Origin of the sequence: Arthrobacter zhaoxinii (assembly GCF_025244925.1) — a bacterium.
GTDB lineage: Bacteria > Actinomycetota > Actinomycetes > Actinomycetales > Micrococcaceae > Arthrobacter_B > Arthrobacter_B zhaoxinii.
In genome coordinates this window covers 2,121,663-2,136,564 of sequence record NZ_CP104275.1, presented here as the reverse complement: position 1 = coordinate 2,136,564, position 14,902 = coordinate 2,121,663, and the positions used below count along the sequence as shown (strand labels likewise).

12 protein-coding genes and 2 tRNA genes are annotated in these 14,902 nt (G+C 65.7%); 7 read left to right on the top strand and 7 right to left on the bottom strand.

The features are described 5' to 3' along the window. The first annotated feature begins 51 nt into the window (after positions 1-51). On the top strand, positions 52-1,734 hold the full coding sequence (gene ettA, locus N2K95_RS10015; RefSeq protein ID WP_255791676.1) for an energy-dependent translational throttle protein EttA: 1,683 nt from the start codon (positions 52-54) through the stop codon (positions 1,732-1,734). A 76-nt stretch (positions 1,735-1,810) separates the two neighbouring features. On the opposite strand, the gene N2K95_RS10010 is transcribed toward ettA, so the two are convergent. Then, entirely contained in the window at positions 1,811-2,695 is an 885-nt protein-coding gene (locus tag N2K95_RS10010; protein ID WP_260651444.1) for an acyl-CoA thioesterase, read from the bottom strand. A gap of 146 nt (positions 2,696-2,841) precedes the next feature. On the opposite strand from N2K95_RS10010, the gene N2K95_RS10005 reads away from it, so the two are divergent. Then, on the top strand, positions 2,842-3,321 hold the full coding sequence (locus tag N2K95_RS10005) for an acyl-CoA thioesterase (RefSeq protein ID WP_260651443.1): 480 nt from the start codon (positions 2,842-2,844) through the stop codon (positions 3,319-3,321). Next, positions 3,322-3,993 carry a hypothetical protein gene (locus tag N2K95_RS10000; RefSeq protein ID WP_260651442.1) on the top strand — a complete coding sequence of 224 codons (672 nt, stop codon included), beginning with the start codon at positions 3,322-3,324 and terminating at the stop codon, positions 3,991-3,993. A gap of 20 nt (positions 3,994-4,013) precedes the next feature. Here N2K95_RS10000 and N2K95_RS09995 read toward each other — a convergent pair whose 3' ends face one another. The 5 genes from N2K95_RS09995 to N2K95_RS09975 form a co-directional block, all read right to left on the bottom strand. After that, entirely contained in the window at positions 4,014-4,499 is a 486-nt protein-coding gene (locus N2K95_RS09995) for a globin (RefSeq protein WP_260651441.1), read from the bottom strand. After that, positions 4,492-5,160, bottom strand: coding sequence for a mechanosensitive ion channel family protein (locus N2K95_RS09990; RefSeq protein WP_260651440.1), 669 nt, complete (start codon positions 5,158-5,160; stop codon positions 4,492-4,494). Before N2K95_RS09990 ends, N2K95_RS09995 begins: the two co-directional genes overlap by 8 nt. Before the next feature lie 79 nt (positions 5,161-5,239). Then, positions 5,240-5,728 (bottom strand): OsmC family protein, encoded by a 489-nt coding sequence (locus tag N2K95_RS09985; RefSeq protein ID WP_260651439.1) that lies wholly within the window; start codon positions 5,726-5,728, stop codon positions 5,240-5,242. Positions 5,729-5,784: 56 nt separating this feature from the next. Then, positions 5,785-8,337 carry an aminopeptidase N gene (gene pepN, locus N2K95_RS09980; protein ID WP_260653781.1) on the bottom strand — a complete coding sequence of 851 codons (2,553 nt, stop codon included), beginning with the start codon at positions 8,335-8,337 and terminating at the stop codon, positions 5,785-5,787. Positions 8,338-8,513: 176 nt separating this feature from the next. Continuing rightward, positions 8,514-11,351 (bottom strand): zinc-dependent metalloprotease family protein, encoded by a 2,838-nt coding sequence (locus N2K95_RS09975; RefSeq protein ID WP_313771014.1) that lies wholly within the window; start codon positions 11,349-11,351, stop codon positions 8,514-8,516. Between the two features lie 336 nt (positions 11,352-11,687). On the opposite strand from N2K95_RS09975, the gene N2K95_RS09970 reads away from it, so the two are divergent. Continuing rightward, positions 11,688-12,158: a ribose-5-phosphate isomerase gene (locus tag N2K95_RS09970; protein WP_260651438.1), complete on the top strand. Its 471-nt coding sequence runs from the start codon at positions 11,688-11,690 to the stop codon at positions 12,156-12,158. Next, entirely contained in the window at positions 12,158-13,063 is a 906-nt protein-coding gene (locus tag N2K95_RS09965) for an Fpg/Nei family DNA glycosylase (protein ID WP_260651437.1), read from the top strand. Before N2K95_RS09970 ends, N2K95_RS09965 begins: the two co-directional genes overlap by 1 nt. Positions 13,064-13,117: 54 nt before the next feature. On the opposite strand, the gene N2K95_RS09960 is transcribed toward N2K95_RS09965, so the two are convergent. Continuing rightward, positions 13,118-13,191, bottom strand: a tRNA-Gly gene (locus N2K95_RS09960). Between the two features lie 151 nt (positions 13,192-13,342). Here N2K95_RS09960 and N2K95_RS09955 point away from each other — a divergent pair. Beyond that, positions 13,343-13,416, top strand: a tRNA-Pro gene (locus tag N2K95_RS09955). A 54-nt stretch (positions 13,417-13,470) separates the two neighbouring features. Beyond that, complete coding sequence (tig, locus tag N2K95_RS09950) at positions 13,471-14,826, top strand: trigger factor (protein WP_260651436.1); 1,356 nt, start codon at positions 13,471-13,473, stop codon at positions 14,824-14,826. Positions 14,827-14,902 lie beyond the last annotated feature (76 nt).

Sequence of the window (14,902 nt, the reverse complement as noted above, 5' to 3'; positions counted from 1 at the left end):
CGGAAGCCGGAAAATGGTATATATCGCCGCTGACACATTAGCCTTGTAGATATGGCGGAATTTATCTACACGATGACCAAGGCCCGCAAGGCCGTTGGCGACAAAGTTATCCTCGACGACGTAAGCATGTCCTTCTACCCCGGTGCCAAGATCGGCGTGGTGGGTCCCAACGGTGCGGGTAAGTCCACCATCCTCAAGATCATGGCCGGACTGGACACCCCCTCCAACGGTGAGGCCCGGCTCAGCGCCGGCTACACCGTGGGCATCCTGCTCCAGGAACCGCCGCTGAATGAGGAAAAGACCGTACTCGGCAACGTCCAGGAGGGCGTTGGCGAGATCTACGCCAAAATCCAGCGGTTCAATGAGATTTCCGAAGCGATGTCTGAACCCGATGCGGACTTCGACAGCCTGCTGGAGGAAATGGGCAAGCTGCAGGAAGCCATTGACGCCGCCGATGCCTGGGACATTGACTCCCAGCTCGAACAGGCCATGGATGCCCTGCGCTGCCCGCCGCCCGAAGCGGATGTCACCCTCCTCTCCGGCGGTGAACGCCGCCGCGTGGCGTTGTGCAAGCTGCTGCTGCAGAAGCCGGACCTGCTGCTCCTTGATGAGCCCACCAACCACCTGGACGCCGAGAGCGTGCTTTGGCTCGAGCAGCACCTGTCCGCGTACCACGGCGCCGTCCTGGCCGTGACCCACGACCGGTACTTCCTGGACCACGTGGCCCAGTGGATCGCCGAAGTGGACCGCGGGCACCTGTACCCGTACGAAGGCAACTACTCCACCTACCTGGAGAAGAAGCGCGCCCGCCTGGAAGTCCAGGGCAAAAAGGACCAGAAGCTGGCCAAGCGCCTCACGGACGAGCTGGACTGGGTCCGCTCCAACGCGAAGGGCCGCCAGACCAAGTCCAAGGCCCGCCTGGCCCGCTATGAGGAGATGGCAGCCGAAGCGGACCGCACCCGCAAACTGGACTTCGAAGAAATCCAGATCCCGCCGGGCCCGCGCCTGGGCTCCCTCGTGCTGGAAGCCAAGGGCCTGCAGAAGGGCTTCGGCGACCGGCAGCTGATCGACGGACTGTCCTTCTCCCTGCCGCGCAACGGCATTGTGGGCGTCATCGGCCCGAACGGCGTGGGTAAGTCCACCCTGTTCAAGACCATCGTCGGCTTGGAAGAGCTCGACGGCGGTGAGCTGAAGATCGGCGACTCCGTGAAGATCTCCTACGTGGACCAGTCCCGCGGCGGCATCGACCCGGAGAAGAGCCTGTGGGAGGTCGTTTCCGAGGGACACGACTGGATCCAGGTGGGACAGGTGGAAATGCCGTCCCGCGCCTATGTCTCCGCTTTTGGGTTCAAGGGCCCGGACCAGCAGAAGAAGGCCGGTGTCCTCTCCGGCGGTGAGCGCAACCGGCTGAACCTGGCCATGACCCTGAAGCAGGGCGGCAACCTGCTCCTGCTCGATGAGCCCACTAACGACCTGGACGTCGAAACCCTGTCCAGCCTCGAAAATGCGCTGCTGGAATTCCCCGGCTGCGCCGTGGTGGTCTCTCACGACCGCTGGTTCCTGGACCGTGTGGCCACCCACATCCTCGCCTTCGAAGGCACTGAGGAAAACCCGGCGAACTGGTACTGGTTCGAGGGTAACTTCGAGTCCTACGAGCAGAACAAGATTGAGCGCCTCGGCCCGGACGCGGCCAAGCCGCACCGGGTGACGCACCGCCGCCTGACGCGCGACTAGTCCGGCGTAGCCAAAGAAAAAGAGCTCCGCTTCCCTTCGGGGAAGCGGAGCTCTTTGCATTCAGGGCCAGCAGGGATTACTGCGGGACGCGGACCATGCCCTCCTGGGCAACAGTGGCCACCAGTTCGCCGCTGCGGTTGAAGATCCGCCCGGTGGACAGACCCCGTGCAGCAGAGGCGCTGGGGGATTCCTGCACATAGAGCAGCCAGTCGTCCACCCGGACCGGGCGGTGCCACCACATGGCATGGTCCAGGCTGGCGATGCTCATGCCCGGCGTGGTCCAGGAGAGCCCGTGGCCGCGCAGGACCGGCTCCAGCAGGGTGTAGTCGCTGGCGTAGGCGAGGGCGGCGCGGTGCAGGTTCTCGCCGTCGGGCATAGGCTTGAAGGTCTTCATCCAGACGGCGTTGTGCGGGGTCTTTTCCCGACCGGCGCGGACATAGACCGGGTCCATCACGTGACGGATGTCCATGGGGCGCCGGTGGGACCAGGCCTCGGCCACCGGGTGGTCGAAGTCCTTCAGCAGCTCGGCGGTGGTAGGCAGGTCCTCCGGGTCGGGGATGCCCGCGGGCATCTCTTCCTGATGGTCCAGGCCCGAATCGGGGACCTGGAAGGAAGCAATCATGGACAGGATCGGCTTGCCGTTCTGGTACGCGTGGCTGCGCCGGGCGGAAAAGGACCGTCCGTCACGCAGGCGCTCGACGCCGAAGGTAATGGGCACCTCGGTGTCACCGGGACGCAGGAAATATCCGTGCATGGAGTGCATGACCCGGTCTTCTGGCACGGTCCGGGAAGCAGCGACGAGGGACTGGCCCAGCACCTGCCCGCCGAAGACCCGCTTGCGGGGCTCCGGCTGGGAACCTCCGACAAAAATGTCCTCATCGGTCTTCGCGCCGTCGGCCCAGCTAAGGTTCAGCAGTTCCAACAGGGATGCTGTCGGATCGAAGGATTCATCAATGGACATCAGGGACTATCTCCTAGCAGGAAGGGCGGTGCCGCCGGGGGCGGACCGCGGAACACTCTTAGCTTAAACGTACCGGCCAGTAACAAGTCCGGCGGCCCGGGTCCGCCGTTTTAGGGCAAAGCTCACTCTCTGGGAAGATGGAGGGCATGTCTGTGCATCGTTTCCCCGTCCAGCTTCGGTTCGGCGACCAAGATCCCAACGGCCACATCAACAACGTCGCGTTCATCCAGTTCCTTGAGGAAGCGCGGGTCCAGCTGGGCCTGCTGCCGCTTCCGGCCGGCGCCGGCGGGCCCGGCAGCTTCCGCGACCTGACCGGGGACCGCACGGCAACCTACGTGGCCCGGCAGGAAGTCGAGTACCGGGCACCCCTGCTCCACCGCAGGGAGCCAGTGTGGGTGGACGTCTGGGTCACCCGGATCGGCTCCAGCAGTCTTTCCTACGGTTTCCGGCTGACGGATGAAGACTCCGGCACCGTGTACGCCTATGCCGAAGCAGCAATGGTCCAGGTTGAAGCCGCTACCGGCAAGCCCACACCGCTCACGGATGAACAGCGGCAGGTGCTCCAGGGATGGCTGGGCGAGCCGGTGCCTTTCCGTGCCGCCGTCGCTGCAGGACAGGGCAGCTAGATGGACAGCGAACTCCGGCTGGCAGATCCACAGGTCACTGCCGATCTACGCAACTTCGTAGCCCGTGCGCGGACGGCCGACGACGGCGCGGTCCGCCTGCAGGCGGTGGGCAGCGTCCTGGCGGCCTACGTCTGCGTCCTGCGTCCCCGGATTCTGGGGGAGGACACCCCGACGGTACTGGGCCTGCGGACCATGCCCCTGGCGGCCCCGGCCGAAGTGGATACCACCGTCCAGCTGGCGGCCGTGGGGGACCGGCTGGCCCGGATGGGAACGGCAGATACAGTGCTGCCGGTGCCGCCGATGACCGTCCGCGAGACCTGGGCAGGCATCCTGGCGCCGCGTTCCGGCTGGCAGCCCGCCGGCCGGGTGCCGGTACAGCTGCTGGAGCAGACGGCGCACCGCGGGATCCGCGAGGTGGCCGCCATGCTCCCGCAGAGTCCGGGAGCCGCCGTCGTACATAGTGCCCGGACGAGGGTCTGGGCGCAGCCGATGGGCGGAACCGAGGTCCCGGTGCCCGCGGGGGCTGCCTTTGCGGCCCTTTCCCTCGGTTTCCTGCCGGGCGACGGACCGCAGGCCGGAGCCGGCGACGCCGCCCTGTTCAGCAACGGACGCTGGCTGCGGCTGAGTACTCCCCGGGGGCACGTGCTGACCCGGTCGCCGGCGGTCCTGTAGGCCCGGCCTGCAGCGTCGGCTCAGGCGGAGTTGACCATGGAGTGCGCGGCGCGCTCGAGATAATCCCAGAGGGTGCCCTCGTGCAGGGGAGAGAGCTCGAGCGAGTCGACGGCGGCGCGCATGTGGCGCAGCCATGCGTCGCGGGCCGCGGGGGTGACGATGAAAGGCATGTGCCGCATCCGCAGCCTCGGGTGCCCGCGCTGCTCGCCGTAGGTCTTGGGGCCGCCCCAGTACTGCTCGAGGAACAGCAGGAGGCGTTCCTTGGCCGGCCCGAGGTCCTCTTCCGGATACATCGGGCGCATCAGCGGATCCTCCGCCACGCCGTCGTAAAACACATCGACGAGCTTTACGAAGGTCGGATGCCCGCCCACTTCGTCGTAGAAGTTGTCCGTGTACTGCGGCTGCTGGAAGGCCTGGGGCTGCTGCGTGGGCTGCTGGGCCGGGCGCAGCGGCAGGGACGAGGCGCTGGGCGGCGCCTCTGCCGGTTCAGGTGTCGGCTCAGTCATTGGCAACCATGCCGTCCTTCGGCGCGTCTGCCTTTGCCGGTTCCGCCGGTGCTTCGCCCAGGTAGGTGCCCTGGGACCGGTTTCCGATCTTGGCGATCTCGCCGTTGCGGATGTACCAGATGACGCCGCGGTCATCGATGATCCGCGTGATCCGGATACCCACGGACTGCACCGTTCCGGCAGTGTCGCCGACTTCGATGACGTCGCCGATTCCGTACTGGTCCTCAATGGTGATGAAGAATCCGGCCAGGGCGTCGCGGATAAGTTCCCGGGCACCAAAACCGAGGGCGATGCCGACAATGCCGACGCTGGCCAGCAGCGGGGCGATATTGATCCCGACGGCATCCAGCACCATGATGATCGCGACGGTCCAGATGGAAACATTGACCGCGCTGCGCAGCAGGGCGCCGATGGTGTCGGCCCGCTGCGCGCGGCGTTTCTTATCCAGGTTGCGCATCACCGGCTGCGGCCACTTGATCTTGGAGGAGTGCAGCAGCGCGTAGCCCTTCTGGGCACGAGCCACCAGCCGGTTGATCAGGAAGCGTGCGACAAACCAGACGCCGGTGGCGGCCAGGACAATAAAGGCAGCCTCGATCAGGCCGGAAAAGTCAAAATCATTGACGGTCACTGAAGAGAGGTCAATTTCGGAGGCGGAAAGCACAGGCTGCTGAACATCCTTTGTGTTGCCGGACAGGGGTCTGCGGTTAAGGCTACCCGTGCCGGGGGCCCTGGGGCCGCATTCAGGACCCGGTCAGCGTCACCGGCCGGTGCTCCACCGGGAAATTCACGCTCCGGGCAATGAAACACAGGCGGTTGGCTTCGGCGTGCAGCGGCCCGGAGGCCAGTTCGACGGCGGCAGACCCGCCGGCGCCGTCGAAGGTGACCGAGGGGCGCAGCAGTACGGAGGTAAACTCCCCGCTGCCGTCCCGGTTGAGCCGCAGCAGCCCCTCGGGGGAGTCCGCATAGGCGAGGACCCGGATGCCGCGGCGGACAGCCACATGCAGGTAGGAGAGCATGTGGCACTGGGACAGCGCGGCAAGCAGCAGCTGTTCGGGGTTCCAGCGGTCCCGGTCGCCGTGGAACGTGGGGTCCGCGGTTCCGGGCAGGTCCGGCAGGCCGGCTGCCCGGATGATGTGGTCACGGCCGTAGCCCCGGTAGGAGGCGGTGCCGTCGCCGCGGTTTCCCGTCCATTCCAGCTCGAGTGTGTAACGGTGTTCGGAGAGATTCACGTCTCCAAAGCTACCGTCTCTCCACCCCGCCGAAGGGGAAACCGCGGCGGCAGGTGTTACCTGTCGGCCGCCTGGGCCTTCAGTGCGCGGACCACACCGTCGCGGTTTTCCAGGATCAGCCGGCGAAGCGAGGGCGAGTCATCGCCCAGATCCGCCAGGAACGCATCGGTGGCATCCACCGTTTCCTGGCGGGTGAGCCGGGTCGGATAGAGGCCGACGGCGATCTGCTGGGCAATCTCATGCGTGCGGCTGGCCCAGACGTCGCGGATGGAATCGAAGTACTTCTGCGCATACGGTTCCAGCAGGCCGGCGTCGTGCACGCGCATAAACCCGGCGATGGCGGACCGCTGGGCGGCGTTGGGCATGTCCGAACGCTCCACGATTGCTTCCCAGGCGGCTGCCTTGGCTTCGGCCGTGGGCAGGGCGGCTCGTGCCATGGCGCCGGCCAGGGCGCCGGTGGCCGTCGCATCGCGCTCAAGCTCGGCGTCGATGTCCGCGGCACCCATCCGTCCTCCGGCTACCAGGCCGGTGAGCAGTTCCCAGCGCAGGTCCGCGTCGATCTCCAGGCCCTCGAGGGACTGGCTGCCGGCGAACAGTCCGGCCAGCGTGTCCAGCTGTTCACCGGAAGCGGCATGGGCAGCAAACGCCTTGACGAACTGCAGCTGCGAATCCGATGCCGGTTCCGCGGCGGACGCCAGCTCCCAGAGGCTGTCGGCAGCAGCCGCCGTCATGGGCTCGCGGTCATCCGGGCTGACATAGAAGGCCAGCGTGGTGGCCAGCTGGCGCAGCAGGACCTGCACCACGGTGGAATCGGACTCGGACGCAATGTTCTGCAGGACCAGTTCCACATAGTTGCGCGCGGGAATCTCGGCGTCGCGAGCGGCATCCCAGGCGGAGGCCCAGACCAGGGTCCGGGGGAGGGAATCCGCAATGTTGCGCAGGCTCCGGGTCGCGGTGTGCTGGGAGGCGTCATCCAGGCGGATCTTCGCATACGCAAGATCGTCGTCGTTGAGCAGCAGCAGCGCCGGGCGGGGCTGCCCGGTGAGTTCCGGCACTTCGGTGCGTTCGCCGTCGACGTCGAGCTCCACGCGGTGCGTGCGCTGCAGCCGGCCGTCCTCGTCAGGGTTGTAGAAACCGATGGCCAGACGGTGGGGACGCAGGGTGGGGTATTCCTCGATGGCGCTCTGCAGCACGGCGAAGGAGGTGATGGTGCCGTCCGCGTCAGTTTCGAGCGCGGGGCGCAGCGTGTTCACGCCGGCGGTTTCCAGCCACTGGGCGGACCATTCCTTGAGGTCCCGGCCACTGGCCGTTTCCAGCTCGGACAGCAGATCCGAAAGTTCCGTGTTGTGCCAGGCGTGCTTGCCGAAGTACTCCCGCACTCCGGCCATGAACTTATCCTGCCCCACCCAGGCCACCAGCTGCTTTAGCACGGAAGCGCCCTTGGCATACGTGATGCCGTCGAAGTTCACCTGGACATCTTCCAGGTCACGGATTTCGGCGACGATCGGGTGCGTGGTGGGCAGCTGGTCCTGGCGGTAGGCCCAGGCCTTTTCCAGCGAGGCAAAGGTGGTCCACGCCTGCTTAAATTCAGTGGCCTCGGCGGCGGCAAGGGTGGACATGAATTCCGCGAAGGATTCGTTCAGCCACAGATCGTTCCACCAGCGCATGGTGACCAGATCACCGAACCACATGTGCGCGAGTTCGTGCAGGATGGTCACGGCGCGGCGTTCCACGGTGGCGTCCGTGACCCGGGAGCGGAAGACGTAGCTCTCGAGGAAAGTCACCGCACCGGCGTTTTCCATGGCGCCGGCGTTGAACTCCGGCACAAACAGCTGGTCGTACTTCTCGAACGGGTACGGCGTGCCGAACTGCTCCTCGTAGAAGGCGAACCCCTGCCGGGTCAGCTCGAAGATGTTCTCTGCGTCCATGAACTGCATCAGGGAACGGCGGGCGAAGACGCCCAGGGGAATGGTGCGGCCGTCGGAGCTGGTGAGTTCGCTGCGGACGGACTGGTAGGGGCCGGCGATGAGCGCGGTGATGTAGCTGGAGATCCGCGGGGTGGGTTCGAAGGCCCAGGTGGAGCGCGGGCTGGCATCGGCCAGGTCGCCGGCGGCAAGGGGCTGCGGGGTGGGGGAGTTGGAGATGACGTCCCAGTGCGACGGCGCGGTGACCGTGAAGCGGAACGTGGCCTTCAGGTCCGGCTGCTCGAAGACCGCGAACATCCGGCGCGAGTCCGGTACCTCGAACTGGGAGTACAGATAGACCTCGTTGTCCACGGGGTCCACGAAGCGGTGCAGGCCTTCGCCGGTGTTCATGTAGCGGGCATCGGCATCCACCACCAGTTCGTTGGACTCGGCGAGGTTCGGCAGTGCGATGCGAACGCCGTCGGATACCTCCGCCGGATCCAGCGAAACGCCGTTCAGCGTGATCCGGTGCACGGTGTCGGTGACCGCGTCGATGAACGTCGACGTCCCGGGACGGGCGGAGAACCGGACAACGGTGGTGCTGCCGAACACCGTCTCTCCCCGGGTCAGGTCAAGGTTGACGTCGTAGGACTCAACGTTCAGCAGTTCTGCACGTTCACGGGCTTCGGAGCGGGTGAGATTCATACCGGGCAAGGTGGGGCCTTTCGAGGGACAAGGGGGCCGGCGTTTCACGAGATCCGCCGCACGTTGGTGATCTAGTGCACCATTCTGTCACTGCTAAGCACCCTGCCAAGTGGCGGAGGGCGGATTGCCGTAGCAATCCGCCCTCCGTTTATTTCCCGCAGATGTCTCTGCGGCCGCTAGTTGTAGCGGATTGTTGTCTTTTTATCGGTGCCCAGGGTGATTCTTCCGCCTTGGAAATCCTGGACCCGGGTTTTGCCAACGGCATATTCCCCGGACTTGGGGAAGCCAAGACGGCCGGTTTCAAAGCCTGCCTTCTGGTAGGCAGTCCGGATGGGTCCGTTCAATGAAACCTGGGCGCCGGTGGCCGAGGACCAGAGGATCGCGCCCTTGGAGAAGTTCTGGTACTTGCCGCCCTTGATGGTCACTTCACCGCCGGTGGGGAAGCCGAGCGGACCGCCGGCGTTCCCGGACTTTACGTAGGCAGTGCGGATGGATCCGTTGACGGACACCTGCGCTCCGGTCGAGGTCGACCAGTAGATGGTGCCCTTGGCGAAGTTCTGGTATTTCCCGCCGTTGGCGGATACCTCGCCGCTGGTGGGGAAGCCCAGGGCTCCGGCTTCGAAGCCGGCCTTCTGGTAGGCGGTGCGGATGGATCCGTTGGGGGATACCTGGGCGCCGGTGGCCGAGGACCAGAGGATCGCGCCCTTGGAGAAGTTCTGGTACTTGCCGCCCTTGATGGTCACTTCGCCGCTGGTGGGGAAGCCCAGGGTTCCGGCTTCGAAGCCGGCCTTCTGGTAGGCGGTGCGGATGGATCCGTTGGGGGATACCTGGGCGCCGGTGGCCGAGGACCAGAGGATCGCGCCCTTGGAGAAGTTCTGGTACTTGCCGCCCTTGATGGTCACTTCGCCGCTGGTGGGGAAGCCCAGGGCTCCGGCTTCGAAGCCGGTCTTCTGGTAGGCGGTGCGGATGGATCCGTTGGGGGATACCTGGGCGCCGGTGGCCGAGGACCAGAGGATCGCGCCCTTGGAGAAGTTCTGGTACTTGCCGCCCTTGATGGTCACTTCGCCGCTGGTGGGGAAGCCCAGGGCTCCGGCTTCGAAGCCGGCCTTCTGGTAGGCGGTGCGGATGGATCCGTTGGGGGATACCTGGGCGCCGGTGGCCGAGGACCAGAGGATCGCGCCCTTGGAGAAGTTCTGGTACTTGCCGCCCTTGATGGTCACTTCGCCGCTGGTGGGGAAGCCCAGGGCTCCGGCTTCGAAGCCGGCCTTCTGGTACGCGGTGCGGATGGATCCGTTGAGTGAAATCTGGGCGCCGGTGGCCGAGGACCAGAGGATGGACCCATTGGAGAAGTCCTGGTACTTGCCGCCCTTGATGGTCATCTCATCGCTTCGGGGATAGCCAAGTGCGCCGTTTTCGAAGCCCGACAGCTGATAGGCGGTCCGGATGGCGCCCTTCGGTGAGACGTGTGCTCCTGTAGCCGGTGACCAGAGGATGGCGCCGTTGGAGAAGTTCTGGTAGGCGCCGTCGTTCCGAAGCCCGTCGACAATTTCGGAGGTGGCGGAACCGAGTTCCGGGTGCGCTGCGCGTGCTGCCGCAATGGGGGCTGAGGCACGTCCTGCGGCACCGTTCATGATGGTGACGGACGCGGAACTCGCGGTGATCGAGTTGATCTTTACCTTGGTACCGGCGTGCGTGGTGAACGTCTGCCCGGCCTGCCATGTGCTGTTGGCGTTCGTGTATCCGGCGAAATCACGGGTATTGGGAGCCACGACCACCGAGTTGACAGCCCAGTCGTTTGCCAGGTCGGCCTTGACTATCTTGACTCCCCGGTTGCCGCCCACCGCAGTGCCGGCGTCATAACCGACCGGTAGCTGCAGTTCCAGGTAATAGGTTTCCCCGGAATTGTCCTTGAACTTCACGGCACGGTTGGCTGCCGATCCTGCCCAGGCCTGCAGCGTGTACGTTGCGGACTGGCCGGGGGCGCCGATATTGCGGATTTCGTTGCCGCGGCCGAAGCCGCCGGTATCCCAGAAATAGGAGTTGATGACCGGCAGGCTGTACTGGGCATAGCCCATGAGGTCGGACGTGTCACCGTATTCCCGCGAAGTGCATGAGCCGTCGGACCAGGCACCGTTGCTGCCGGCGCCGACGTCGGCCCGGCCGTTGTTGCATTTGAGGCTGTTGGCGTGCAGGAGACCGAGCACGTGGCCGAGCTCGTGCGTCACCACGTTATTGGTGAAACCGGAGGGCCTGGGCATCAAGACGGAACCGCTTGTGGGTCCGCTGGTCCAGCCGCCGCCGAGGATGCCGCCGTAGCCGCCGCTGCGCAGATCCCCTGCCGGCACGAAAACCACCAGGGCTTCGTTGGGGTCTTCGTACCACTGGAGGTCCCGCCGAATGGTGTTCATCATCGCGGCGTAGTCCTGGCCGGAATTCGCAGTGCTGTTCAGGGTGCGGGTTTTTACGACGGACATGCCGAGGCGTCCGTTGGACATGGCGCGCCAGTAGTCGTTGGCCGCCGTGATGGATTTCTTCGCCGCCTGCTGGTCCACGCTGCCGCGGTTGTCGGTAAGCGTCGCGAACACCATGGTCACCTGGATGGTTCCGCTGCGGGCAGCGGCACCTGCCGTGCTCGCACCACCGGCCGCGCTGCTGAAGGACTGCGCACCGTGGTCATGCGCCGCGGAAATATCAGTTTCGACGGCGGACCGGACGGTTCCGTCGGGGTCGGTGACCATGGGGGTCGCGGGACCCGGAACGGGGAAGCCGCCGCCGACTACCGGGTCGTAGCCCTTGTCTTTGTCCTCTTCCGATTCCTCAGCCTCCGCGGTGGGGCTGGGAGTGGAAGCGGGAGCGGGAGTGGGTGCAGGAGCGGCGGGCTCAGGCGTCACCGCTTCGGGGCCCGGGGTGCCGGACGGCGCCGGGACGGGCACGGCGGTTTCGGCAGGGTCGGACGGCCGGACATCAAAAGGTGCCGTCTCCGGATCCGCCGGGGCCTGGGACGGGGTGGGCACACCGGGAGCGACTAGCCCCTGGGCGGGGAGCCCCCCGGCCGTTAATGAGGCAGCGAGGAGAGCCAAGACTGCGAGTTTTGCACTTTTCAATGGATTCCTTGTAGAACGAGACCTGGCGGGCACTTAGCGGTGAAGCACCCGCAAAGCCCGCGTCCGGGGCGGAGAACCGCGCCGGGATAATGCAGCCGGCGAACGTGTCCGTAGTGGTCTATCGGCCGGGAGCCGGAATATGTAAGCCGGAAGTCCCCGCGGCGGCCCGGAATTTGGAGGCAGCGCTGCCTCGGAAGCTAGGCTGGAAGCGTCTTTTCCCTCCCCTAAGAAACGGACTTACCCCAAATGCGCGTCCACATTGCAACCGACCACGCAGGCATGGACCTGAGCTCCCACCTCATCGCCCATCTCACCGGCAAGGGGTACGACGTGGTTGACCACGGACCCCGCGAATACGATGCCGAGGACGATTACCCGGCGTTCTGCATTGACGCGGCGGAGGCCGTGGTGCGGGACCGGGAGGCCGGCACCGAGGCCCTGGGAATTGTGCTGGGCGGTTCAGGGAACGGCGAGCAGATCGCTGCCAACAAGGTACGGGGCGTGCGTGCGGCCCTGGCCTGGAACCTCGACACCGCCCGGCTCGCCCGGCAGCACAATGACGCCAACATCGTGGCGGTCGGCGGCCGCCAGCACAGCGTCGAAGAGGCCACGGGCATCATTGAAGCCTTCCTTGCCGAACCCTTCAGCGACGCCGAACGCCACGTGCGCCGGATCGCGCAGATTGCACGGTATGAAACCACCGGTTCCGCGCTCTAATGCCCGAGGGCCATTCGATCCACCGTCTGGCCCGGCAGTTCACCTCGGTGTTCGGCGGGTCCCGCCTGTCCGTCAGCAGCCCGCAGGGCCGGTTTGCCGCCGGCGCAGCCCGGCTGGACGGACACGTGCTTGAGGCGGCCTCCGCCCACGGCAAGCAGCTGTTCCTGCACTTCGACAACGATCTCTACCTGCGCATCCACCTGGGCCTCTACGGCGCCTTCGACTTCGGCGGAGATGAAACCTTCACCGGCGCCTCGAGCATCGGCGCGCCCCGGCGGGTGGGGGAACAGGAGGTAGCCGGCGACGACGGCGCGGGTTACGCGGGTCCGCCCGAGCCCCGGGGTGCGGTGCGGGTCCGGCTGGTGTCCGAGCACGGCTGGGCGGATCTGCGCGGCCCCACCGCCTGCGAGGTAATCACCGACGCCGAGCGCAGCAAGGTGCTCGCCCGGCTCGGGCCGGACCCGCTGGCTGACGGCGCGGACGGACCCGCCGGCGCCGAACGTGCAGCGGAATTCACCCGCCGGCTCCGCAGCAAGGGCTCACCGGTCGGCCTGCTCCTGATGAACCAGGAGGTGCTGGCCGGCGTGGGCAACGTCTACCGCGCCGAAGTGCTCTTCCGTGCCCGGATCTCTCCCTGGCGGCTGGGCCGCAGCGTGGGCGAGGCCGAAGCCGCGGACCTGTGGAGCGACGTCGTGCGACTCATGAATGACGGCGTGCGGCAGGGCAGGATCATAACCACCGCCCCGCAGGACCGCGAGGACACCGCCGAACCGGTACCGGTGTCCGAAGCCCACTACGTCTACAAACGGACCGGCCTTCCGTGCCGGCGCTGCGGAACACCGGTGGCCGGAACGGACATGGGCGCCCGGAAACTGTACTGGTGCCCGGCCTGCCAGGCCGCCTGAGAGCAGGGTTAACGCAGAAAGGGCCTTCCGCTGCTGCGGAAGGCCCTTCTATGGTGGAGGGGATGACGGGAATCGAACCCGCGTAATCAGTTTGGAAGACTGAGGCTCTACCATTGAGCTACATCCCCGGCGCCGTAAGGCAGGTTTTACCTTAGCACGCGATAACCGGCCGAGAGTAATCGGCCCCGCATCCGGTTCCCGGCCGGGTGCGGAATCCACTCCGGAGCACGGAAATTCGTCATACCCGCTTCAGGACAGGTAGGCTGTCAGGTGCACTGACGGGGTGTAGCTCAGCTTGGAAGAGCGCCTGCTTTGGGAGCAGGAAGTCGCAGGTTCAAATCCTGTCACCCCGACTCTGTATAACCATGGTGCAGACCAATCCCAGAACCCTCAGGAGAACTTACGCTGTGAAGAGCGCCGTAGAAAACCTCACACCCACGCGGGTAAAGCTCAACGTTGAAGTTCCGTTCGAGGAACTGAAGCCGAGCATCGAAGAGGCCTACAAGACCATCGCCACTCAGGTGCAGGTCCCGGGCTTCCGCAAGGGCAAGGTTCCCAACCGCCTCATCGATCAGCGCGTTGGCCGCGGCTACGTTCTCGAGACGGCGATCAATGACGGACTGAACGGCTTCTACGCCGCGGCCGTCAACGAGACGGGCATCACCCCCCTGAGCCGGCCCGAAGTTGAGATCACCGAAGTGCCGGACCCCGCCACCGACGAAGGCCAGCTGGTCTTCACCGTCGAGCTGGACATCCGTCCTGAAATCGAACTGCCGGATTACGCCGGCCTCGAGGTCACCGTTGAGCCCGCCGAGGCTTCCGACGCCGACGTCGACAAGGCCCTGGACGAACTGCGCAGCCGCTTCGGCACGCTGAAGTCCGTGGACCGCCCCGCAGTTGCCGATGACTTCCTGACCATGGACCTGGTTGCCAAGGTAGACGGTGAAGAGGTGGATTCCGCCGCTGACCTGTCCTACCAGGTAGGCGCCGGCACCATGCTCGAAGGTATGGACGAGGCCGTCACCGGCCTGAGCAGCGGCGAATCCGCCACGTTCAACACCAAGCTGGCCGGCGGCGAGCACGCCGGATCCGACGCCGAGGTGACCGTCACGATCAAGGCCGTCAAGGAGCGCGAGCTCCCCGAAGCCAATGACGACTTTGCACAGCTGGCCAGCGAATTCGACACCATCGGCGAACTGCGCGAAGACCTGGTCAAGCGCGCCGCTGAGTCCAAGCTCATGGAGCAGGGCGTTGAAGCCCGCGACAAGGTGCTCGAGAAGCTGCTCGAACTCGTGGAGGTTCCGGTTCCGGAGTCGGTCATCGAAGAGCAGATCGAACAGCACTTCAACTCGGAGAGCGCCCAGTCTTCCGGTGCCGATCACGACACCGAAGAGCACCGCGCCGAGGTCCGCGCCAACACCGAGGCCGCCTTCAAGAACGAAATCATCCTTGACGCAGTAGCGGAGAAGGAAGAAGTAGGCGTAGCCCAGAACGAGCTGATCGACTACATCGTTTCCTCCGCCTCCCAGTACGGCATGGATCCGAACCAGTTCGCCCAGCTGATCGACCAGAGCGGCCAGGTTCCGATGATGGTCGGCGAGGTCCGCCGCCGCAAGGCACTGGCCAAGGTCCTCGAGCTGGCCAAGGTCACCGACACCACCGGTGCCGAGATTGACCTGACCGACTTCGTCCGCCCCGCAGGCGAAGAGGTCGAGGCAGCCGAAGCCGAAGCCGAAGAGCAGCAGAACGACGACAAGGCCTAGCCTGTCAGGGTGTCCCACGGACACCAGCCAGGGTGCCGCCGGTCCGAAAGGGCCGGCGGCACCGTGGTTTAACGGA

Excerpts from the sequence above, each read along its gene's own strand:
- ettA (WP_255791676.1), top strand. The coding sequence starts at position 52 with ATGGCGGAATTTATCTACACGATGACCAAGGCCCGCAAGGCCGTTGGC.
- N2K95_RS10010 (WP_260651444.1), bottom strand. The coding sequence starts at position 2,695 with ATGTCCATTGATGAATCCTTCGATCCGACAGCATCCCTGTTGGAACTG.
- N2K95_RS10005 (WP_260651443.1), top strand. The coding sequence starts at position 2,842 with ATGTCTGTGCATCGTTTCCCCGTCCAGCTTCGGTTCGGCGACCAAGAT.
- N2K95_RS10000 (WP_260651442.1), top strand. The coding sequence starts at position 3,322 with ATGGACAGCGAACTCCGGCTGGCAGATCCACAGGTCACTGCCGATCTA.
- N2K95_RS09995 (WP_260651441.1), bottom strand. The coding sequence starts at position 4,499 with ATGACTGAGCCGACACCTGAACCGGCAGAGGCGCCGCCCAGCGCCTCG.
- pepN (WP_260653781.1), bottom strand. The coding sequence starts at position 8,337 with ATGAATCTCACCCGCTCCGAAGCCCGTGAACGTGCAGAACTGCTGAAC.
- N2K95_RS09970 (WP_260651438.1), top strand. The coding sequence starts at position 11,688 with ATGCGCGTCCACATTGCAACCGACCACGCAGGCATGGACCTGAGCTCC.
- N2K95_RS09965 (WP_260651437.1), top strand. The coding sequence starts at position 12,158 with ATGCCCGAGGGCCATTCGATCCACCGTCTGGCCCGGCAGTTCACCTCG.